This is a genomic window from Nesterenkonia sp. HG001 (assembly GCF_034438835.1).
Lineage (GTDB): Bacteria > Actinomycetota > Actinomycetes > Actinomycetales > Micrococcaceae > Nesterenkonia > Nesterenkonia xinjiangensis.
The window spans coordinates 41,096-61,652 of sequence record NZ_JAOSZD010000009.1 but is presented as its reverse complement, the minus strand read 5'-3'; the positions used below and the strand labels follow the sequence as shown (position 1 = coordinate 61,652).

Here is a 20,557-nt window from a genome sequence, read left to right as displayed (position 1 = left end):
TCCAACGTTGCATGCTTTCCACCGCATCCCGATGAGAGGACTCGACGATGACACCCCCAACCCCACCCGCACGCCCTCGAGACGCACGACGCAGGTTCCCCCACCTCCTGCACCTCCCCCGCCTCCCCCGCCTTCTCGGTGCCCTCCTGGCCGCCCTCGCCCTGTGCGCAGCATCGCTGTCCGGCGGCACCCTCGCCACGGCGGCCGTGCCGGAGGAGGCCCGAGCCTCCCAGCAGGCCTGCGGCGGCGGAGACGCCGTGGTGACCGGCAGCCAGAGCACCGGATTCACCACCACCTACCGCGGAACGACCGTCTACCAGGGCGACAACTACATCATCGCCATCTGGGAGGCGCTGGGAAGCCTCACTCCCGGACGCACCACCCAGGAGAGCGTCTCTGTCATGGCCAGCGGCTGGATCGGGAACAACACCATCGATCTGCCCAGCCACACCTCCTTCGAGGTCTGCGGCACCATGGGGGTCGGCAGCGCCAACGGGCGCGGCGCCATCGAGGCCTTCGACGCCACCGACGTGGCGATCCCACACCTGACCATGACCGGCAGCCCCTGGTTCGGCATGCACTTCGGGGCGGTCCGCGGCCTACACCTGGGTCAGATCACCCTCACCCTCGACACCGGCCTGGGGATCCGCTTCGACCGCCAGGCCTCCGACAGCACCTCAGTGGTCATGGATCACGTCTTCGTCTCAGGGACCGACAACCACGGCGTGGAGACCTGGAACATCAACGGTCTGGACATCGGCACGGTGATCGCCCGCGACGTCGGCTACGCCGGTCTGCTGCTGAACAACACCCGCAACGCCCGCATCGGGCTCGTCGATGGGCACAACGTGGCCACGGGCACCGGCTACGCCACCTTCCGCATGGCCAACACCGCAGGACGGGCCGCCGACGGCGGCTACACCACCAATGTGGTGGTGGATCGAGTGGTCGCCCATGGCGGAGGTCGCGGCATCTTCTGCGTCTCCCAGTCCGGCGGGCTGCACATCGGCGAGGTGGAGCTCAGCGGCAACGGCGGCAACTCCGTGCTGATCGAGAATTGCTACAACGTCACGCTGGCCTCCGGCACCGTCGACGGCGGAGGCGAGGTCAGGATCTCCTCGCGCAGCGAGTTCCCGGTCACCCGAGATGTCAGCATCAGCCTGGACGTGAACGGCACCGCGGTGCGCGAATCACCCTGCGGCCAGAACATCTCTTGGCACATCACCGGGGACGCACCCCAACACATCTGCTGATCAGGCGGCCAGCGGCCTCGCCGCCGCCGTGGAACGGGTGCTGAGCATTTCGTCCACCAGCCCATACTCCAGAGCCTGGGCCGCGGTGAACACCCGGTCCCGATCGGTGTCTCGGCGCAGCTGCTGGAGGTCCCGGCCGGTGTGACGGGCCAGCACCTCCTCGAGCTCCCCACGGACCCGGACCAGCTCGTCGGCGTGGAGGATGAGATCAGGGATGGCGCCGCGGCCGGCTCCGATCGCCGGCTGGTGCAGCACGATCCTGGTGTGCGGCAGCATCGCCCGCGCCCCGGCCTCGCCGCCCGCCAGCAGCACCGCCCCGGCGGCGAAGGCCTGCCCCACGCAGGTCGTCGCCACCGGGGCGCGGATGTACTGCATGGTGTCGTAGATGGCCAGCGTGGCCGAGGGGTCCCCGCCCTCGCAGTTGATGTAGAGGTTCACCGGCGTGTCCGGGTCCGCGGACTCCAGATGGAGCAGCTGGGCGATGACGGCGTTGGCCACCCCGGAGTCGATGCCCGTGCCCAGGTAGATGATGCGCTCGTGCAGCAGCTGGGAATAGACGTCCATGGCGCGTTCGCCACGTCCGTCCCGGGTGATGACCTGTGGGATGGTGTAGGCGCTCATCGCGTCTCCTCCCCTGCGGCACGTTCCAGGTGGGAGGTCAGTCCCACCGGGCGCCGTCGGGCCCGCGGCACGATGCCGCCGAAGTCCTCGGCCACCCCGTCCACGAACCCGTAGGTCACAGCCTCTGCCGCGCTGAACCAGGTGTCGCGCAGCGAGTCGTCGAAGATCTGCTCAAGCGGCCGCCCGGTGTCCTCGGCGATCAGCCCCAGCACGGTGTCCCGGGTGCTGCGCAGATCTTGGGCCTGGAGCTCGACGTCGGCCGTCGAGCCCCCGATGCCCGAGGAGCCCTGGTGCATGAGGATCTTCGCATGTGGCAGCGCCCGACGGCGCCCGGGTGTGCCCGCCGAGAGGAGGAACTGCCCGGCGCTGGCGGCCACTCCGAGGACGAGCGTGGACACCGGGCAGGGCACGAAGCCCATCAGGTCGCGCAGGGCGAGCATCGCTGGCACGGAGCCGCCTGGAGAGTGGATCCACAGAGCGATCTCGGTCTGCGGATCATCGGCGGCCAGGGTCATCAGCTGGGTCATCAGCAGCGTGCCGTTGTCGTCGTCGAGGACGCCGTCGAGCACCAGGACTCGACGATGGAGCATCTCCTGGCGTGCGTTCTCACCGAACATCGGGGCTGCGGGGGTCTCTTCGCTCATGAGTCCAGGCTGGCCGCTCAGCGGCCCCGAGGACGAAGGAACCTGCTGGGGGCGGATCTGCCGTGGGCTGAGCAGCTCAGAGCGGCGCCGGCCCTATGATGGAGGGCACCATCATCCAACGAGAAGGAGCACCACCCGTGGCGCTTGAAGCTGAGACCGTCATCTCCCACGACGTCGACAAGATCGTCGCCGCCTACGCCTCGCGCGACTTCCACCAGCACCTTGCTGACACGGTCGGTTCCACGTTGGAGAGCTTCGAGGTCAGCGGGGACCCGGCGCATGCCTTCGAGGTGACCTCGAAGCAGTCGATGTCGGTGGACCGCCTGCCCGACATCGCCAGGAAGGTGATCAAGGGGCAGGTCACCGTGACTGTCACCGAGCGCTGGTCGAAGCCCGACGCCGACGGCTCACGGCGATCTGACATGGACGTCAAGATCCACACCGCCCCGGTGAGCGCGGCTGCCTCCCAGGTGCTGCACTCACGCGGCTCCTCTGAGACGCTGTCCACCGTGCGCGGCGAGGTGTCCACCTCGATCCCGCTGATCGGCAAGAAGCTGAAGTCCGCGGCGGAGCCCTACATGAAGAAGCTCGTCGCGGTGCAGTCCCGCGAGGTCGCGAAGTGGATCGAGCAGAACGGCTGAGGCTTCGCTGAGCCTCAGGCCTGGTGGACGGTGTTCTGCGCGCCGGTGAGACCCTCGGTGATGATCAGCTCGACGGCGTCGGCGGCGCGCTGGACCAGCTGCGGCAGCTCGTCGGCCTGGTCGGGGGAGAACTTCTGGAGCACGTAGTCTGCGGTCTCCATGCGCCCCGGCGGACGCGAGACCCCCACCCGGACACGGATGTAGTCCCGGTCCCCCCTGAGGTGCTGGGTGATGGACTTCAGCCCGTTGTGCCCACCCTCGGAGCCGCCGCGCTTGAGCTTGATGCGGCCGAAGTCGAGGTCGACCTCGTCGTGGACAACCACCAGCCGGGCCGGGTCGACGTCGAAGTAGTCGATGAGACCGCGGATCGGCTTGCCGGAGGTGTTCATGTACCCCTCGGACACGGCCAGGACCACTTTGGGCCCACCCAGTCCGAGGCGGGCCGCCACGACCTGGGCGCCGACCTTGGTGCGGGTGTACTTCGCGTCCATGCGGTCGACGAGCTCGTCGAGGACCATGTGCCCGATGTTGTGCCGGGTATGACGATAGCGGGACCCGGGATTCCCGAGTCCCGCTATCAGCCAGGTGTCAGATGCCATGCCCCGCAGTCTATCGAGGAGCGGCGATCCTTCGAATCAGCGTCGGATCAGCGTGGAGCTGATCAGGCGTCGTCACCCTCGGACTCGCCCTCGGAGGTCGCCTCCGCCTCGGACTCCTCGGCGGTCTCGTCCTCGTCGCCGAGGTCCTGGACGGTCGGCTCGTAGATCGTGACGACCGGGGACTCCAGGTCGGTGATCGCCAGGGTGACGCCTGCGGGCAGCTGAAGGTGCTCCGGCAGGGCGTTCTCCTCGCGGTCGGTGATGTCGATGCTGATCGAGTCCGGCAGGTGCGTGGCCTCGGCCTCCACTGCCACGGTCGGCTGGTCGAGCAGGTACTCGAGGCCGCTGGCCGGCTCGCCGATGACCTCGACCGGAGCGTCGACGACGACCTTCTCGCCGGAGCGCACGGCCAGCAGGTCCAGGTGGTCGACGCTGCGGTAGATGGCGTCACGCTGGATGTCCTTGGGCAGCACGAGCTGCTTCTTGCCCTCGATGTCGAGGGTGATCAGGGCATTGGGATTGCGGACCGCCAGGGTGGTCTCGTGGTTCGGCAGAAGGATGTGGATCGGGTCCTCGCCGTGGCCGTAGACGACGCCGGGGATGTAACCGCTGCGGCGGGCCTTGCGGGCTGCGCCCTTGCCGAAGTCGGTGCGCGTGGTGGCCGGAATGACGATCTTGTCTGCCATGATGTGTCCTTCGTCGGTTGTCTGCTGGAAGTTCCAGGGCCGGGGCCGGAACCGACGAGTTCACGAGACAGGGCTGATGAGCGTCCTGTCCGTCGCCTCGTCGATCACGGAGCCGCCGCCGGACCGTCATCGGTCAGCCGGCGCTCCCTCGCCTGGGCACAGTTGATCATGCTACCACGGGGGCACCTGTCGGTCGCCGCCGTGTTCGGCGGGCGGCCATACCGAAGATCCGCCATACTCAGAGTCATGGACACCGCACCGATCCTGACCACGACGACGCTGCGCACCTGCGAGGACCCGCACCGGCTGCTCATCCTGGTCCCGGGCCTCGGCACCGATGTCGCCTCCACCTGGGCGCACGTCTCCCCGAAGCTGGCTCCGGGTGTCTTGGCCGTGGGCCTGGACCTCCCCGGCCATGGCCTCTCGGCGCCCTGGACCGACGCACCGAAGGCGCCCACGATGCAGCTGCTCGCCGAGGCCGTGGTGGACAGTCTGGAGCGGCTCCGCGAGCGGCGGCCGAGCCTTCGGGGCATCCCGGCCCGCCTGGCAGGCACCTCGCTGGCCGGCGGGCTGGCGCTGGAGCTGGCGGCCTTCCACGGCGATGCCCTGGAGGCCGCGGCCGTGATCGGCGGCCTGCCCCGCTTCGGCACCGCGGAGGTCTGGCAGCAGAGGGCGCAGCAGGTCCTCGACGACGGCACGGCCGCTCTGGTCGAGCCGACCCTGGGGCGCTGGTTCTCTCCAGAGTTCCGCACGGCGGCCCCCGAGGCCGTGGAGGCGGTGATGGCCTCCCTGCGCGCCGCCGACAACGCCTCCTACGCCGCCTTGTGCTCAGTGCTGAGCCGTTTCGACATGCGGACCCAGCTGTCCGAGATCCGCACTCCTGTCCACCTGGTCGCCGGTGAGTTGGACGAGGTGGCGGCACCGGCGCTGCTGCGCGAAGTCGCCGAGACCATTCCCGAAGCCGAGTTCACGATGGTCGAGGGCGTCGCCCATCAGATCGCGGTGGAACGGCCCCGGCAGATCGCCGCGCTGCTCAGCGCCTGAGGCCCGCTCTGCGTCCGTCAGGCGTGGCCGTCGAAGAGCGAGGTCACCGAACCGTCGGCGAAGACCTCCTTGATGGCGCGCGCCAGGGTCGGAGCGATCGAGAGCACAGTGAGCTGCTCGAAGCGCTTCTCGTCCGGGATCGGCAAGGTGTTGGTCACCACGACCTCCCGGGCACCGCAGGCGGCGAGCCGTTCGGCGGCCGGCTCGGAGAACACCGCGTGCGTCGCGGCGATGATGACGTCCTTCGCTCCAGCATCCTTGAGCACCTTCACGGCACCGGAAATGGTGCCGCCGGTGTCGATCATGTCGTCGATCAGCACGCAGGTGCGGCCCTCGATCTCACCGACGACCTGCTTGGAGACAGCCTTGTTCGGCATCGTGAGGTCGCGGGACTTGTGCACGAAGGCCAGCGGGGCGCCGCCGAGACGCTCGGCCCACTGCTCAGCCACCCGCACCCGTCCGGTGTCGGGCGAGACCACGGTGACCTCGTCGTCGGCGACCTGCTCACGGATGTAGTCGGCCAGCAGCGGCACTGCGAAGAGATGGTCCACCGGTCCGTCGAAGAAGCCCTGGATCTGCGCAGTGTGCAGGTCCACGCTCATGATGCGGTCCGCACCGGCGGTCTTGTAGAGGTCGGCCACCAGGCGGGCCGAGATCGGCTCGCGGCCGCGGCCCTTCTTGTCCTGCCGAGCGTAGGGATAGAACGGGGACACCACGGTGATCCGCTTGGCGGAGGCACGCTTCATGGAGTCCACCATGATCAGCTGCTCCATCAGCCAGTTGTTCAACGGGTAGGGGTGGGACTGGAGCAGGAACACGTCCTTGCCCCGCACCGACTCGGAGGAGCGCACGTAGAGCTCGCCGTTGGCGAAGTCGTAGGCGCTCATCGGAAGGAGCTCGGTGCCGAGCTCGGCGGCGATCTCCTCAGCCAGCTCCGGGTGGGCCCGCCCTGAGGCGACCACCAGAGTCTTCTCGCCGCTCAGCCTGATCTCATCCATGCTGGTCTTCCTTCTCTCCGGTTCCCTGGGCTGTCACTGCTTCTCGGAGTCTGTGTGCCGCTCGACGCGGTCCGGTCCCGTGGCGTCGCCGGCCTGGGCGGCGGCCTGGGCGGCCGCGGATCCGGGGCGCCGGGTCCCCACCCAGCCCTCGGCGTTGCGCTGCGGGGCCACGGAGAGGGCCAGCGCACCAGCGGGGACGTCCTTGCGCACCACCGCACCGGCGCCCGTGTAGGCGCCGTCGCCGACCTCCACCGGTGCCACGAAGACCGTGTTGGATGCGGTGCGCACGTGGCTGCCGATGACGGTGCGGTGCTTGTTCTCACCGTCGTAGTTGGCAGTGATGTTGCCGCAGCCGATGTTGGTGTGCTCACCGATGGTGGCGTCTCCGGCGTAACCCAGGTGCGAGAGCTTCGAGCCGCGGCCGATGGTGACGTTCTTCGTCTCGTAGAACGCACCGATCTTGCCGTCGGAGCCCAGCTGAGTGCCCGGCCGCAGGTAGGTGAAGGGGCCGACGGTGGCGCCGTCGCCGATCTGCGCACCGGACCCGTGGGTGCGGGTCACCGTGGCGCCCTCGCCGACGCGGACGTCGGTGAGCGTGGTGTCCGGCCCCACGACGGCGTCGCGGCCGAGGTGAGTGGCGCCGTGCAGCTGGGTGCCGGGCAGCACGGTGGTGTCCTCCTCCAACGTCACGGTGGCATCGATCCAGGTGCTCGCAGGGTCCACCACTGTCGTGCCGGCGCGCATGGCGGCCTCCACGGTGCGACGGTTCAGCTCAGCACTCAGGGCCTGCAGCTGCACGCGGTCGTTGGCACCTTCGACCTGCCAGCGATCGTCCGTGACGACGGCGGCGACGCGGCCACCCTCGGCGCGAGCCAAGGCCAGCACGTCAGTGAGGTACTTCTCCCCCTGCACGTTCTCCGTGGTGACCTGGGTGAGCGCCCGGGTCAGCACGTCGGCGTCGAAGGCGTAGATCCCGGAGTTGATCTCGCGGATCGCCCGCTGGGCGGGGCTGGCGTCCTTGTGCTCCACGATGCCGGTGACGGAGCCGTCATCGGCACGGATGATGCGGCCGTAGCCGCCGGCGTCGTCGAGGACCGCTGTGAGCACCGTGACGGCGTTGGCCTCGGACTCATGGGAGCGGACGAGCTCGGTCAGCATCTCCGTGGTCAGCAGCGGGACGTCACCGTAGGTCACTACGACGGTGCCGGTCAGCACAGAGGGGCCGCCCTGCGCGACAGAGAGGGCCTCGAGCCCGCATTCCACGGCGCGGCCGGTGCCGGGCACCTCGTCCTGGTCCGCGATGATCGCGCCGGTCTTCAGCTGATCGATGTGCGCGGAGACCTTCTCTCGCTGATGGCGCACCACCGCGACGAGATGTTCAGGGTCGAGCCCGCCCGCCGCGGCGAGCGCGTGGCCGATCATGGAGCGACCGCCCATGCCATGCATGATCTTCGGGGTGCGCGACTTCATCCGGGTCCCCGCCCCAGCGGCCAGGACGATCACTGCGGTGGGACGGACATCGGGAGTGGTCACGAACGGAAGCTCCTTGACGCGGGAATCGGCGAACCCCTCAATCCTAACGGCGCACGGGCCGTGAGGGGCCGTTCCGCCCCTAGGACTCGAACCTAGACTGCACAGCTCCAAAGGCTGGCGTGCTGCCATTACACCAGGGCGGAGTGCGCGCCACGAAGCACGCGTGGTTCATCTTCGCATGAGTGCCGATCGAGTTCACATCTTGACTTCCCTATCGCAAACTACTATATTTGCTTGAGTGAATATCAGCGAAGATCCCTGCGATCTCTTCACAGACGGGAACAATCATGACACGCACCCCATGCGCCACCGGCGCCACCAGCATCGCTGGCATCGCCCTGCTCACGCTGACCGGATGCGTCAGCCTTGGCCCCGGTGAGAGCCAGGCCGGCCCATCGACCGACGCGACCCGTGGGGACGGGGCGCAGATCCCCGACGAACATGGCGCGGGGCTGGTCCATCCGCTCGAGGACCCGGAGATCTTCGCCGAGATGCGCACTGCGGCCGAGGACCTCGAAAGCCTGCGGATGGGCGCGACGATGACCTTCGAGCTGGACGCTCCCTGGCTCACCCAGGAGCAGCACCTCGAGATGACCGCCGAGGGCGCGGCCGACTTCAGCGAGGTCCACGTGACCGCCTCCCTGACGGAGCAGGGAGACCCGGTGGAAGACATTGAGGCCTACATCCAGGACGGCACGGGCGTCGAGAACATCGACGACCAGGGCTGGACGGACTCCCCCTCCAGCACCATCGACGAGGGGACCGACAGCACCTACGCGGCCGTCCTGGAGGCCGTCATCGCGATGGAGGACCTCCTGGAGGTCGACTACGACGACGATTCCTATGCCCTGGAGTACGCCGGCAGCGATGCGGAGATCTTCGACTCGCTGGAGGACCCCTTCTCCCTGAACCTGGACGGCTATGAACCCGAAGAGACCGACATGACCGTCGAGGTCCTCCTCGATCCGCAGACGCTTTTGATGGAGGAGTTCGAGTTCACCCTGTACACCCAGGACTCGCCGAACCCGATCAGCCTCGGCATGGAGATCAGCGTGGAGTACTCCATGTTCAACGAGGTGCCGCCGCTGGAGATCCCCGAGGACGTCCTCGAGGAGGCGTACGGCCCTCAGCAGTGAGCACGGCCGGACCTCAGTCGCTCAGAAGAGATCCTTGTGGCGGGTGAAGTGCTCATGGGCTGGTCCGACCGGCCCGATGCCGTAGGTGTGCAGCACTTCAGCCAGAGCCGGAGCGGTGCTCTCCAGCTGCTCGGCGGCCTCTTTGATCTGCTGCCCAGAGGCGACGGCGCGCAGTAGGTGGCGCATCCCGGCGACGACAGCGGCGTCCCCGGCCTCGGCCGAGACCATCGAGGTGGTGCGGGTGAACCGCCCCGTGGAGGCCTTGATCCCCTCAAGCCGGCCCGGCACCTCATCCCGGGATACGACCCCTTGGTCGAGCTGCTCCGCGAGCTCGTCGAGCGACTGCAGGCGCTGGAGTACGGCGGGATTGCCGATCTTCACGCGCTGGGCGCTGTTGAGCTGCGACAGCATCGGCGCGGACATTCCGAGGATGCCAGCAAGTTCGGACTGATTCATGCCGAAGGCCTGCTTGACCCGCCCGAAGATCTCCGAGAGCTGCTCGCCGTACGCGGCCCGCTGGGCCTCGATGTTCTCTTCCACGCTCATGGACGCCTCTTCTCCGCCAGTCGCCATCATTCACTCACGCGAAGTCTACTCGCCATGGTCACCCGGCGCGATGCCCCCGTCAGGGCAGGCCAGCCAGGACCTGAGGCCCCATCGGCCCGGCCCCGTGCCACCCTGATCCCACCTCCTAACTTTGCTTTAGCGACTCCCTCGCGTTGCTTGTACAAATACATGACTCATCGAGGAGCACATCATGGACACCCGAGCATGGCGCACCGCACTCCCCTGGCCCACGCATGGGAGAGGGCCGCCCGCGAGCAGCTGCGGTGCATCGCCAAAGCCGACGATGGCGAGTATCACGACGCCGATGACGTCGACTCCCTCACCCACACACTGCAACGGGTCTCCGAGCCGGCGTCCGAGCCCTTCAGCCTGACCGGCGAGGATGGCACCGGCGGCGAGAACTGGATCAAGGCCTCGCAGCTGGAGACCGGCGCGCAGTACGTCGATGCGTTGACCCACCAGACGCTGCATGACCGGATCCCGCGCCAGTTGGGGAACTGCTCGATCCATGTCGAGCTCACCACCCATGATCCGGACGGCGTCTCCGACTGGATCCAGGTGGAGCTGGAAACCTGGGGCGGCGATCGCTGCGCCTGGGGGGGGACTATGACCGGCTTCCATTTCTCCACGCTGGACGTCCTGGGCACCGTACGGCCCCCCGCCTACCGGAACCCGGCGCTCGCCGAAGGCGAGGATCCCTGTGGGGAGGACGACGAGCTGATCCTCTCTGTGGAGCCCTTCGGAGATCCGGAGGACGCCGAGACGGTGGGTCCACCCTTCGAACTGACGGTCCCTGAGGAGCCGGAGGCCCAGGACTCCGATCTCCTGCCCCCTGAGGTCGAGCGGGATGAGTCGGGCTGAACGGACATGGGGCGCGATGCCGGGGGTGCGCAGGACGTCCTCGGCGCGACCCCGAGCCTCCCCTATCGGCTCACCGTGGCCACCTTCGGTGAGGCCGGCCGGGGCGAGCCGGACGACGCATCCGACCCCGAGGAGCTGCGTCCCGGCCGGGACGAGCGGGAGGTGGATCGCGTGGAGGGCCCAGGAGCCGGTGACGAGGCCTGAGGCCCCGCCTGGAAGCTGATCCCGCCGAGGCGGCCCTGATCCCGGATCTCCGAGCACGGGGCCGCCGTTCTGCAGCACCTGGGCGCAGTAGACTGCCGTCGAAGGAGCCTGCCGGACATCTTTCAGCACTCTTGATTTTGCTTCCGCAATTTTACTAGAATTGCAGAAGGGAATTATCGCAGTGAGGCGTCAGGAGGACTCCGTGGCAGGGCCGAGGCATCCACAGCAGCACACCGTCGAAGAGGCCAGGGAGATGACCATCAGAACCCCCCTGCGGACCATCACCGCCATGGGCGGCGCCCTGCTGCTGATGCTCCTCACCGGACCCGATGCGGGCGCCGTCGAACCGGCCCCGGACGATGTGCGACCGGTGCTCCAGGGCGAGGAGATCAGCGGCGGCGGGAATCTGGGGGACGCCGTGGAGCTCAGCTCCGGCACCCAGTACCTGGACGAGTTCTCCGCCGGGACCCTCCACTACCGGATCCCCCGGGAGATCGACCACTCCACCATCCACATCGGAGTGACCACTCTGGGCCAGGACGGCGAAGGAGACTCCGTCCGCGTGGAGACAGGCACGTGGGAGGGTGACCTCTGCTCCTCCGACACGATCTCCAGCAGCGCCGCAGGCTTCCGGGATCACCTGCGCACCACGCATGTTGCCGCAGGCCCGCCGCTGGACGGCGGGGCCGACGGTGCCTGCGGGAGCTCCGAGGAGATCGTGCTGACCATCGAGCTGACCATGGACCCGGAGGACTCGCGCAGCGTCGGGGAGCCCGTGGAGATCCTCGTCCACGAGGAGCCGCGCCCGGTGCGACTCGGGACCCTTCCCCCACCCGACGAGGACTTCGACGGCGGGGAATGGCAGGACATCGGGCGCAACGTGGCCGGCGCCCTGGAGGTCACGCCCAGCCGATCCTTCGGCGGAGCTCCCGAGCTGGAGCCCGGAAGCACCTATGACGTCACGATCCACCCCGGGGAGACCCAGATCTTCCGCGTGCCCTTGGACTGGGGACAGCGCCTGCAGGCAGAGGCCTACTTCCCGGAGCCGGACGAGGCGCTCGCCGATCAGCTGAGCGGGATGGGCTCTGTCGCGCTGATGGCCGCCAATCCCCTACGTGCCGGGCTGGATCATGATTCCGGAGCCCCGAGCATGAGTTCCTCGAGCCAGCACCGCGTCAGCACCGGGCCGATCCGCTGGTTCAACCGCGAGTCCTCCCACGCCATGCTCGCCGGCGATCATTTCCTGGTGGTCACCGCCGATCAGCATGACTCCGGTGAGGACGTCTCGATGCTGTACCGACTCACCCTGGACACCTTCGGGGAGGCCGGCGACGGCGCCCCGGAGTATCCGGAGGGTCACGAAGACGCCTGGCCTGTCTTCGAAGGGGGCGAGGTCACCGCCGATCGATCGGGGGCGGACGCGCTCTCCAGGATCAGCGCACTGGGCGACAGCTCCGCCGTGGTGGCCGCTCTGGCCACCGTCGGACTGCTGCTGCTGGGCACCGGGATCGTCGTGCTGGTGCGGGTGATCCGTGATCCTCGCCCGCTGCCCGAGAGCGCACCGCAGACTTTCGTGCCGCATTCTCCTGGTCCACATCCTCCTGGACCGCGGCCTCCCCACGGGCAGAGCCCCTCTGCCGGGCCTCCCCCTCAGGCGGGCGGCCCAGCGCCCTGGGGACACGGTCCGCAGCACCGCTGAGGTCTCACGTCAGCACGATCCAGACGGTCGCGACCAGCACCAGGAGGCCCAGCAGGATCAGCCCTAGCGCGATCCCGAGCCCGCGGACTCTGCCCTGGACGGTGAACCGCTCACGCGGCGGATCCTGCCGCGGTGGATCCTGCCGCGGTGGATCCTGCCGTGGCAACGCCGGCCGGGCCAGCGGCTGCGCCGCAGACAGGACGGGGGCCTGGGGGGCGGGGCGCGTCGGTGCCTCCCGGCGGCCCGGCATCGCGGTGGAGACCACGGCGGGAGACGGGCCGGCGGAAGGCGCTGCCGCCCCCGCGGGTGAGCCGGCGCCGCGCCCGTCCACGGGACCACGTGCAGACCAGCCTGCCGGGAACTCCGGAACATGGTCGAAGACCTCCACCTCCCCGAGGATGCCCTCCATCGGCACCTGGTCGGCGCACAGCTGGGACTCGGCGAGCGCCCGGCGGGCGGCCGCCGCCTCCTGGGTGCGGGCCGTCAGGCTCGGCGCCGCCAGGCGTGTGACGACGTCGACCAGCTGCGGCGGCAGCGAGTGAGGGAGCTCAGCCTGAGCGAGCGCCTCGACGGCGTCGGTGTCCTGATCCGGGCGCAGCCCGACGAGCATCTCCACCGCGCACATGCCCGCCGAGTAGAGATCAGCGCGCGGATCGGGATCCCAGCCCCGACGCAGGCATTCCGGGGCGAGATAACCGGGGGTGCCCAACGCATAAGGGCCCTGGGTGAGCCGCGGCTCATCGATTCCGGCGGCGATCCCGAAGTCCCCCAGCCACAGCTGCGGATGCTGACGACCGGTCGCGTCGAGGAGTAGGTTGGCGGGCTTGACGTCGCGGTGAACGAGCCCTTCGGCGTGGATGGCCTCCAGAGCGGCCAGCAGCTGGTCCAGCAGCAGGGCGACCAGCCGGGGCGGCAACGGTCCGAAATCTCCCACCAAGGTGGAGACGGAGCCGCCGCGGATGATCGGCAGGGTGAACAGGACCTTGTCATCCTCCCCGGCCCATCCGGTGGGGGCCAGCACATGCGGGTGGTCCAGGCGCAGGCTCTGCTCACGGATGAAGCGCAGCAGAGAGGTGGCGTCCACCTGGCGCAGCACCTTGGCCGCACAGTAGGCCTGCTGACGGTGATCCCAGGCGCGCCACACCGTGCCGACACCGCCTTCTCCCAGCGGGTCGACGAGTTCATAGCGTCCGGCGAAGACATCCCCCATCAGTGGCCAGTGTAGCGACAGCCCGGGTCAGAGCCCGGGCTCTGACCCGGGAAGCGCCCAGCGCAGCGGGTTGGAGTTCCACGAGTTGCCCACCGAGAGCAGAATCCGTCCGGAGATGTAGCGGTCGGTGGACCATTCCAGCACCCGTCCGGCCGGGTCCCGGGAGACCCGCCGGTGCATCAGCAGGGCTGTGCCGCGGGAGATCCCCAGCATGGTCGCGTCCCGGGCCTTGGCGCCTTCGGCGCCGAACATGTGCTCGGCATGGCTGAAGTGGACCTGGTGACGTTCTGCCAGGACTGCGGTGACTGACGGGGTCTCCGGGGGCAGTGCCTCGACGATCTCGCCGAGCCATTCGGGATAGTGCGTGCGCTCGAGCATGACCGTCTCCCCATCGAGAGAGCGCAGGCGGGTCACAGCGAGCACCCGCTGCCCGACCCGGGCCTGCAGCAGCGCCTCGTCCATCTCTGAGGCGATCTGCCAGCGGTTCTCCATGACCTGCCCACCGGGCTCCCGGCCGTGCCCGCGGGCCCATTGGGCGAAGCTGTGGAACTCCCCGAAGCTGGACTGCGGGCGAGGCACCCGGACCACGGTCTTCGGTCGCCCACGGGTGCCGTCCACCGTGCCCTCGGAGACCAGTTCCTTGAGCGCGACGCGCACTGTGCCCGGCGAGACGCCGAATCGCTCGCTCAGGGCACGCTCGGAGGGCAGGGAGTCCCCCACGCCGAGCACTCCGGCGCGGATCTCCTCGCGCAGCGCCTCGGCGATGCTGGTGAAGGCGAAGCCTGTCATCCGCCGCCCCTTCCTCGGTGTCGTCCCCGTCTGCTCCCAGAGTCTGCCGGGGACGGTGCTGGTCAGTGTAGGCGCCGTCGCCGCGCGCATCCCGGAGCCGCACCGGTACCGACGCGACCGGGCCACTGCTGGTCCGGCCAAGACGTCGCCGAACGTTCATCCGGCATGCACCTTACCTCCCCTCTGCTGTCACATCCACTAGTGATCTTTGACTTGACTTCGATTACTTCACTAGTGAACATGGAGTCGTTCAGCGTCCTCGGCACACCGGACAGATGCTCCGGCTCGACGATGCCCCCGATCACTCGACACCTGAAGAAGGGCTTGGAACCGCACTGATGAGCATTCGCACAAGCACCCTGCTCGGCACCCTGACCATCACCGCAGTGGCAGTGACCGCCTGCGGCGGCGACGCAGGAGAGTCAGACACCTCCGCAGCCTGGCGTGAGGCCACCTCCGCCGAGGACGGAGGCGGCATGGACCAGCTCATCGAGGACGCCCAGGCTGAGGGCACCTTCACCGCGATGGGTCTCTACGACGACTGGGCCAACTACGGCGGCCTGCTGGAGGCCTTCTCAGAGAAGTACGACATCGAGATCGTCAATGACACCTCCACCGGCTCCAGCCAGGACCTGATCAACGCCGTGGTCAACCGCCAGGGGCAGGCCGACTCGTTGGACTACCTGGACACCGGAGTCAGCTTCGCCTATGACGCCGACGAGGACGGCCTGCTGGCGGAGTACGCCCCGGCTACGATCGACGACATCGATGAGGAGTTCGTCGGCGAGAACGGCACCTGGATCAACCATCTGGGCGGCACCATCGCCATCGGCTGCGACACCTCGCGAATCGAGGAGTGCCCGACCAGCTTCGCCGACCTGCTCGACGACGCCTACCGCGGCCAGGTCGCCATCCCCGGGGACCCCACCACCGGGGAGTCCGGCTTCATGATCGTCCACGCCGCCGCCCTCGCCAACGGCGGCAGCCTCGACGACATCGAGCCCGGCATCGAGTTCTTCTCGGAACTGGACGAGATCGGCAACTTCATCCCTGTGGAGGCCGGCGCCGGCACCATCGAGACCGGGGAGACCCCGATCGTGCTCGAGTGGGACTACAACCTGCAGCCCATCGCCGAAGATCTCGCCGAGGACGCCGACATCGAGCTGGAGATCAACACCCCTTCTGACGGTGAGGTCTCCTCCTTCTACGCCGCCTCCCTCAACGACGATGCCCCGCATCCGGCCGTGGCGCGACTGTTCTTCGAGTTCCTCTTCTCCGACGAGGGCCAGAACCTGCTCCTCGAAGGTGCGGTGAGCCCGGTGCGCCTGGACGCCATGATCGAGTCCGGAACCGTGGACCAGGACGCCCTGGAGGCGCTTCCCAACCCGGACGGAATCACCGCCCCGATGCCCACCCTGGAGCAGCGCCAGGCCAACCAGGCCGTCATCAACGAGCAGTGGTCCGGGGCCATCCAGTGAACCGCGCGGCCGTCAGCGCCGCGGCACCTGCGTCCCCACCGACGCGAGGACGACGTGGCAGCGGAGTCCTGAGCTCCCCTGCCGTCCTCGCCCTGGCCCCGATGACGCTGGTGCTGCTGGCCTTCTTCATCGTGCCCATCCTCGGGATGGCGATGGTTGCCTTCACGGTGGACGCACCGGACGGCGGCACGGCCCTCGGGCTGGACCACTTCCTGGAGCTGACCGACCACTCCCGGGCGATCGGCAACTCGGTGAAGGTCTCGCTGGTGGGCGCCGCCATAGGCGCACTCATCGGGACGATCACCTCCTTCTGCATCGCGCAGATCCGCAGCCGCCGGCTGGACTCGGTGGTGGCGGTGCTCTCCTCGGTGCTGGCCAACGACGGCGGCGCCCCGCTGGCGTTCTCCTTCATCGTCACCCTGGGCAACACCGGCCTGCTCTTCGGGCTGCTGGGCCTCGACGCCATCGGCTTCTCGCTCTACAGCTGGCAGGGGCTGGTGGTGATGTACCAGTACTTCCTCATCCCCACGATGATCATGGTCACCCTGCCGACCTTCGTCGGTCTGCGCCGCGAATGGCAGGAGGCCAACACCGCGCTGGGCGGATCCCCCTGGACGTTCTGGCGCCGAGTCGGTCTGCCGGTGGCCGCCCCGGCCCTGCTGGGCGGATGGATCCTGCTCTTCGGCTCCGCCTACGCCACCCATGCCTCGGCCGCGGTGCTGATCGGCACCGGTGTCTATCCGCTGGTCCCGCTGAGCATCGCCTCCGAGCTGCGTTCCGGTGCCTCCGGCGGAGGCGAGGCCACAGCCATGGCGCTGGGCGTGACCATGGTCGTCATCGCCGTCGTCGTGCTGTTCCTGTTCACCCGCCTGCAGAGGAGGTCCGCCCGATGGCTCCAGTGACCCGACACGGCTGGCTGCGCTGGCTGCCGGTCGTGGCCGTGGCTGTCTACATCGCCGTGCCACTGATCTGCTCCGTGATCTACGCCGTCTTTCCCGGTGGGAGCTTCTCCCTGCGCGCCTACTCCGTGCTCACCGAGGACGCCAGTCTGCTCGCGGCCGCCCTGCGCACCGTCACGGTGGCCGGACTGACCATCGCCGCGCTTCTCGCCGTGCTCGTGCCCGCCGTCGTCGCCGTCCACCTGTGGGCCCCGCGGCTGCGCGCCGTGCTGGAGATCCTGTGCACGCTGCCCCTGGTGGTTCCGGCCATCGCGCTGGCTGCCGGCATCGTCGGGCTGCTGCGCTGGGGCGCCCAGCAGGGGCGCGGGTCCTTCGCCAGCCAGGTCAGCCAGTTCATGCAGAACCCTGATCTGCCGCTGATACTGGTGGGCACCTATGTGGTGCTGTGCCTGCCGTTCACCTTCCGCTCGATCGACGCCGGGCTGCGCACCATCCCGCTCAAGGCCATGGTTGAAGGCTCCGCCTCGCTGGGCTCCTCCACCTGGGGGACCATCTGGCGCGTGGTGCTGCCCAACATCCGCGGGCCGGTGCTGTTCTCGATCTTCTTCGCCACGGCACTGTGCTTCGGCGAGTTCTCCGTGGCCGCCACGCTGAGCCAGCAGACCGTGCCGGTGTGGCTGTTCACCGTCTCGAACACGGATTTCCGGGCCTCCATCGCGGTGGCGGTCCTGCTGAACCTGACCACCTGGGCGCTGATGCTGACCGCCACGCTGATCGCCGGACGCTCCGCCCCCGGAGCGCGGACCACGGATGCCGCGGAGGACAACTCCACCCCCGACGACGACGCCGGCCCCGTTCCGACCCCCGACCTGCAGAAAGTGAGCGTGTGATGAGCACCGCCACCGACACCCCCGCCCGGCAGACCGCGAGCGCCGGCGCCGCGACGGCGACTTCCGAGAACGAGGTCGTCCTCGAAGACGTCACCAAGCGTTTCGGCCGCACCACTGTGCTGGAGAGCCTGAACCTTCGCCTGGCTCCCGGCGAGCTGATCTCCGTGCTGGGGCCCTCGGGCTGCGGCAAGACCACGGCGCTGCGCATCCTGGCCGGCTTCGAACGCCCCACCGCAGGCCGGGTCCTGGTGGCCGGTCAGGATGTCACCGCGATGCCGCCGAATCGTCGGGACATCGGCATGGTCTTCCAGTCCTACAGCCTCTTCCCCAACCTCTCGGTCCGGCAGAACGTCGAGTACGGTCTGCGTGTGCGCCGGGTCCGGGCCGAGGCCCGCCGCCGCGCCGCCGAGGAGCTGCTGGAGATGTGCGGGCTGGGGAGTCTGGGCGAGCGCTATCCCCACCAGCTCTCCGGGGGCCAGCAGCAGCGGGTCGCACTGGCCCGCGCCCTGGCCGTGCAGCCCTCGGTGCTGCTGCTCGACGAGCCGCTCTCCGCCCTGGACGCCATCGTGCGCACCCAGATCCGCGAGGAGATCCGCCGGCTGCAGCAGCAGCTGGGGATCACCACCATGTTCGTCACCCATGATCAGGAGGAGGCGCTGGCCATCGCCGACCGCGTGGCGGTGCTCAACGGCGGGGTCATCGAACAGATCGACGTTCCGCAGGCCGTCTACCAGAGGCCGGCCAGCGAGTTCGTGGCCCGCTTCGTCGGCACGGTCACCACGCTCGGCGCCGAGGCGTCCTTCACCCGCGGAGCACTGCCCGCCCGCCCCCCGGGCCCCGGTCTGGACACCGTCTTCATCCGGCCCGAGGACCTCACGTTGGTGCCCGCGGAGGACGGCGGCTGCACTGTGGTCTCACAGATCTACACGGGCGAGCGCACAGTGGTGCGGGCAGAGTCTGCTGAGGGCCCCACGGTGACCACGTCGGTCTCCTCCGCCGAGGCGGCCGATCTGGTCCCCGGCACCCGGGTCACCCCGCATGTGCTGGCGGCGCCGGCCCTGCGTCTGCCCGCCGGTGCGGCCCAGCGAGTCTCGCCATGATCGGGGCCGGAGAGCGTGCCCTGTTCAGCCGGGAAGGAGATCCGCGGACCGTGCTGAGCGCCGAGGCTGTGGTCTTCGACTGCGACGGCCTGCTGGTGGACTCCGAATCGGTGTGGATGGAGCTGATCGCCGCCTGGCTGCCTCGAGACGAGGCCTCACGGCCCGTCAGGCTGGAGGGCTTCCGTGGGCTCGGCGTAGACGACGCCGCCCGCCGGCTGGCTGATCTGCTCGGCCGTCCTTGGACCTCCGCAGGGATCCAGGAAGAGCTGGTGGAGCGCTACTCGGCGCTGCTGGCCGACGGTGTCCGCCCGATGCCCGGGGCGGTGGAGCTGGTCCGGTCGCTCTCCGGCCGGATGCCGCTGGCCGTGGCCAGCAACGGGCTGCGCACTGATGTGCTCGCCATGCTGGACGACGTGGGGATCCTGGAGATGGTCGACGTCGTGCGCACGCTCGATGACGTCTCGGCAGGGAAACCCGCACCGGATCTGTACCTGGCCGCAGCCGCGGCTCTGGGGGTGAGCCCGGACCGCGCAGTGGCGTTCGAGGACTCCCCCGCGGGCGCCCATGCGGCAGGCGCGGCCGGGATGACGGTGATCGGGGTGAACGCAGACCACGCAGTGGAGCTGGACTGCACTCTGCGGATGAGGCGTCTCTCCGAACTGGCCCGTGACCATCAGCGGAACCCGCAGGTGGCGCCGGCGGCGTCCAGGCTGAAGACTGACCCGCTGTGACCGCTGACGAGCACCATGAGCATGATGAGACCGACCTGGAGGAGACCATGACCTCGCCCACCTCACCGGCGACCCCGACCGCCCTGACCGCGGAGACCGACCGTCCCGCACTGCGCCTGTTCTGCTGGAACCTCTGGTTCGGCGGCGAGAAGGTGAACCTCGGCCGGCACAAGCAGGTCGATGTGCTGCGGGGGCAGCAGATCGACCTGCTCTTCCTGCAGGAGTGCTGGGGCGACGCCGGCGGCCGACTCGGCCGCACCCTGGGGATGGCCGTGGCCCAGCAGTCCTGGGACAACGCGGTGCTCGCCGCGGGAGGGGTCCGCCTGCTGAGCACCGACACCGCCCCGTACGCGACCGCCGCGATCGCCCAGACCCGGGTCGGTGAGGTGCTCGCCTGGTCGGTGCACCTGGCTCCGCAGGACTATGGGCCCTACCGGTCCGCCGAGCTGCCCGAGGGGCAGGACGCGGTCTTCGCCCAGGAGGGAGAGCTGACCCGCGACCAGCAGGCCCAGCAGGTGCTCGCCGAGACCGACCGGATCCTGGCCGAGCACGGTGACATGCCCGTGATCATCGCCGGGGACTTCAACGTGCCCTCCCCGGTGGACTGGGAGGGCACGGACCGTCCAGCGGCCGACTGGCCGGCCACCCGACGGCTCATCGACGCCGGCTACACCGACGCGTTCCGTGCCGTGCACCCGGACCCGGTGCGAACCCCGGGCCGGTCCTGGTCCCAGATCCATACGCTGACCGATGAGCCGCGGGACCGGATCGACTTCATCTATGTCCGCGGCCTCGACGTCCTCGCCGCCGACCATCTGGGAGGGGCGGCCGACGGCGAGGATGCCCCTGACGATCAGGGCTTCGTGGAGTACGGCGGGGTATGCCGACACATCCCGGATCACGAGGACAACGAGTTCCCCTCGGACCACCTGGCCGTGCGAGCCGTGGTCGCCGCCGGCTGAGCCGACGACGTA

General features: G+C 69.0%; 22 protein-coding genes and 1 tRNA gene. 13 read left to right on the top strand and 10 right to left on the bottom strand.

Going from position 1 to position 20,557, the window contains the following annotated elements:
* The first annotated feature begins 47 nt into the window (after positions 1–47).
* A complete protein-coding gene (locus tag ODE13_RS14220; protein WP_322479844.1) occupies positions 48–1,253 on the top strand; it encodes a hypothetical protein in 1,206 nt (401 codons plus the stop codon).
* On the opposite strand, the gene ODE13_RS14215 is transcribed toward ODE13_RS14220, so the two are convergent.
* Entirely contained in the window at positions 1,254–1,874 is a 621-nt protein-coding gene (locus tag ODE13_RS14215) for a ClpP family protease (protein WP_322479843.1), read from the bottom strand.
* On the bottom strand, positions 1,871–2,518 hold the full coding sequence (locus ODE13_RS14210) for an ATP-dependent Clp protease proteolytic subunit (protein ID WP_322479842.1): 648 nt from the start codon (positions 2,516–2,518) through the stop codon (positions 1,871–1,873). Before ODE13_RS14210 ends, ODE13_RS14215 begins: the two co-directional genes overlap by 4 nt.
* A gap of 137 nt (positions 2,519–2,655) precedes the next feature.
* Between ODE13_RS14210 and ODE13_RS14205 the strand changes: the two genes are divergently transcribed.
* A complete protein-coding gene (locus tag ODE13_RS14205) occupies positions 2,656–3,159 on the top strand; it encodes a DUF2505 domain-containing protein (RefSeq protein ID WP_322479841.1) in 504 nt (167 codons plus the stop codon).
* 14 nt (positions 3,160–3,173) lie between these two features.
* Here ODE13_RS14205 and pth read toward each other — a convergent pair whose 3' ends face one another.
* Together pth and ODE13_RS14195 are read right to left on the bottom strand one after the other, a co-directional pair.
* Positions 3,174–3,758, bottom strand: a complete 585-nt coding sequence (gene pth / locus ODE13_RS14200; RefSeq protein WP_322479840.1) for an aminoacyl-tRNA hydrolase — start codon at positions 3,756–3,758, stop codon at positions 3,174–3,176.
* 62 nt (positions 3,759–3,820) lie between these two features.
* On the bottom strand, positions 3,821–4,444 hold the full coding sequence (locus tag ODE13_RS14195) for a 50S ribosomal protein L25/general stress protein Ctc (RefSeq protein WP_322479839.1): 624 nt from the start codon (positions 4,442–4,444) through the stop codon (positions 3,821–3,823).
* Between the two features lie 246 nt (positions 4,445–4,690).
* Between ODE13_RS14195 and ODE13_RS14190 the strand changes: the two genes are divergently transcribed.
* On the top strand, positions 4,691–5,488 hold the full coding sequence (locus ODE13_RS14190) for an alpha/beta fold hydrolase (RefSeq protein WP_322479838.1): 798 nt from the start codon (positions 4,691–4,693) through the stop codon (positions 5,486–5,488).
* Between the two features lie 17 nt (positions 5,489–5,505).
* Here the strand turns inward: ODE13_RS14190 and ODE13_RS14185 are convergent, their stop codons facing one another.
* From ODE13_RS14185 to ODE13_RS14175, 3 genes are all read right to left on the bottom strand, one after another.
* Entirely contained in the window at positions 5,506–6,486 is a 981-nt protein-coding gene (locus tag ODE13_RS14185) for a ribose-phosphate diphosphokinase (protein WP_179540472.1), read from the bottom strand.
* Between the two features lie 33 nt (positions 6,487–6,519).
* Positions 6,520–8,019 (bottom strand): bifunctional UDP-N-acetylglucosamine diphosphorylase/glucosamine-1-phosphate N-acetyltransferase GlmU, encoded by a 1,500-nt coding sequence (gene glmU / locus ODE13_RS14180; protein WP_416210718.1) that lies wholly within the window; start codon positions 8,017–8,019, stop codon positions 6,520–6,522.
* A gap of 71 nt (positions 8,020–8,090) precedes the next feature.
* Positions 8,091–8,162: transfer RNA gene (locus tag ODE13_RS14175), tRNA-Gln, on the bottom strand.
* Between the two features lie 144 nt (positions 8,163–8,306).
* Here ODE13_RS14175 and ODE13_RS14170 point away from each other — a divergent pair.
* Entirely contained in the window at positions 8,307–9,155 is an 849-nt protein-coding gene (locus tag ODE13_RS14170) for a DUF6612 family protein (protein ID WP_322479837.1), read from the top strand.
* Positions 9,156–9,176: 21 nt separating this feature from the next.
* Here the strand turns inward: ODE13_RS14170 and ODE13_RS14165 are convergent, their stop codons facing one another.
* Positions 9,177–9,701 carry a DNA-binding protein gene (locus ODE13_RS14165; RefSeq protein WP_322479836.1) on the bottom strand — a complete coding sequence of 175 codons (525 nt, stop codon included), beginning with the start codon at positions 9,699–9,701 and terminating at the stop codon, positions 9,177–9,179.
* A 225-nt stretch (positions 9,702–9,926) separates the two neighbouring features.
* Here ODE13_RS14165 and ODE13_RS14160 point away from each other — a divergent pair, with 225 nt between their 5' ends.
* From ODE13_RS14160 to ODE13_RS14150, 3 genes are all read left to right on the top strand, one after another.
* Positions 9,927–10,583: a hypothetical protein gene (locus ODE13_RS14160; RefSeq protein ID WP_322479835.1), complete on the top strand. Its 657-nt coding sequence runs from the start codon at positions 9,927–9,929 to the stop codon at positions 10,581–10,583.
* Positions 10,584–10,589: 6 nt separating this feature from the next.
* Entirely contained in the window at positions 10,590–10,787 is a 198-nt protein-coding gene (locus tag ODE13_RS14155; protein ID WP_322479834.1) for a hypothetical protein, read from the top strand.
* Positions 10,788–11,040: 253 nt separating this feature from the next.
* Entirely contained in the window at positions 11,041–12,486 is a 1,446-nt protein-coding gene (locus tag ODE13_RS14150) for a hypothetical protein (protein ID WP_322479833.1), read from the top strand.
* Between the two features lie 4 nt (positions 12,487–12,490).
* Here ODE13_RS14150 and ODE13_RS14145 read toward each other — a convergent pair whose 3' ends face one another.
* Positions 12,491–13,696: a serine/threonine-protein kinase gene (locus tag ODE13_RS14145; RefSeq protein WP_322479832.1), complete on the bottom strand. Its 1,206-nt coding sequence runs from the start codon at positions 13,694–13,696 to the stop codon at positions 12,491–12,493.
* A gap of 27 nt (positions 13,697–13,723) precedes the next feature.
* Positions 13,724–14,485 carry a GntR family transcriptional regulator gene (locus ODE13_RS14140; protein ID WP_322479831.1) on the bottom strand — a complete coding sequence of 254 codons (762 nt, stop codon included), beginning with the start codon at positions 14,483–14,485 and terminating at the stop codon, positions 13,724–13,726.
* 338 nt (positions 14,486–14,823) lie between these two features.
* Between ODE13_RS14140 and ODE13_RS14135 the strand changes: the two genes are divergently transcribed.
* From ODE13_RS14135 to ODE13_RS14110, 6 genes are all read left to right on the top strand, one after another.
* Positions 14,824–15,963: an ABC transporter substrate-binding protein gene (locus ODE13_RS14135; RefSeq protein WP_322479830.1), complete on the top strand. Its 1,140-nt coding sequence runs from the start codon at positions 14,824–14,826 to the stop codon at positions 15,961–15,963.
* 101 nt (positions 15,964–16,064) lie between these two features.
* Positions 16,065–16,865: a spermidine/putrescine ABC transporter permease gene (locus ODE13_RS14130; protein ID WP_322479829.1), complete on the top strand. Its 801-nt coding sequence runs from the start codon at positions 16,065–16,067 to the stop codon at positions 16,863–16,865.
* Positions 16,853–17,752, top strand: a complete 900-nt coding sequence (locus ODE13_RS14125) for an ABC transporter permease (protein WP_322479828.1) — start codon at positions 16,853–16,855, stop codon at positions 17,750–17,752. The genes ODE13_RS14130 and ODE13_RS14125 overlap by 13 nt, the downstream gene beginning before the upstream one ends.
* Positions 17,752–18,852, top strand: a complete 1,101-nt coding sequence (locus ODE13_RS14120) for an ABC transporter ATP-binding protein (protein WP_322479827.1) — start codon at positions 17,752–17,754, stop codon at positions 18,850–18,852. Before ODE13_RS14125 ends, ODE13_RS14120 begins: the two co-directional genes overlap by 1 nt.
* Positions 18,849–19,583 (top strand): HAD family phosphatase, encoded by a 735-nt coding sequence (locus ODE13_RS14115; RefSeq protein WP_322479826.1) that lies wholly within the window; start codon positions 18,849–18,851, stop codon positions 19,581–19,583. Before ODE13_RS14120 ends, ODE13_RS14115 begins: the two co-directional genes overlap by 4 nt.
* Positions 19,580–20,545, top strand: a complete 966-nt coding sequence (locus tag ODE13_RS14110; protein ID WP_322479825.1) for an endonuclease/exonuclease/phosphatase family protein — start codon at positions 19,580–19,582, stop codon at positions 20,543–20,545. Before ODE13_RS14115 ends, ODE13_RS14110 begins: the two co-directional genes overlap by 4 nt.
* The last annotated feature ends 12 nt before the right edge of the window (positions 20,546–20,557 follow it).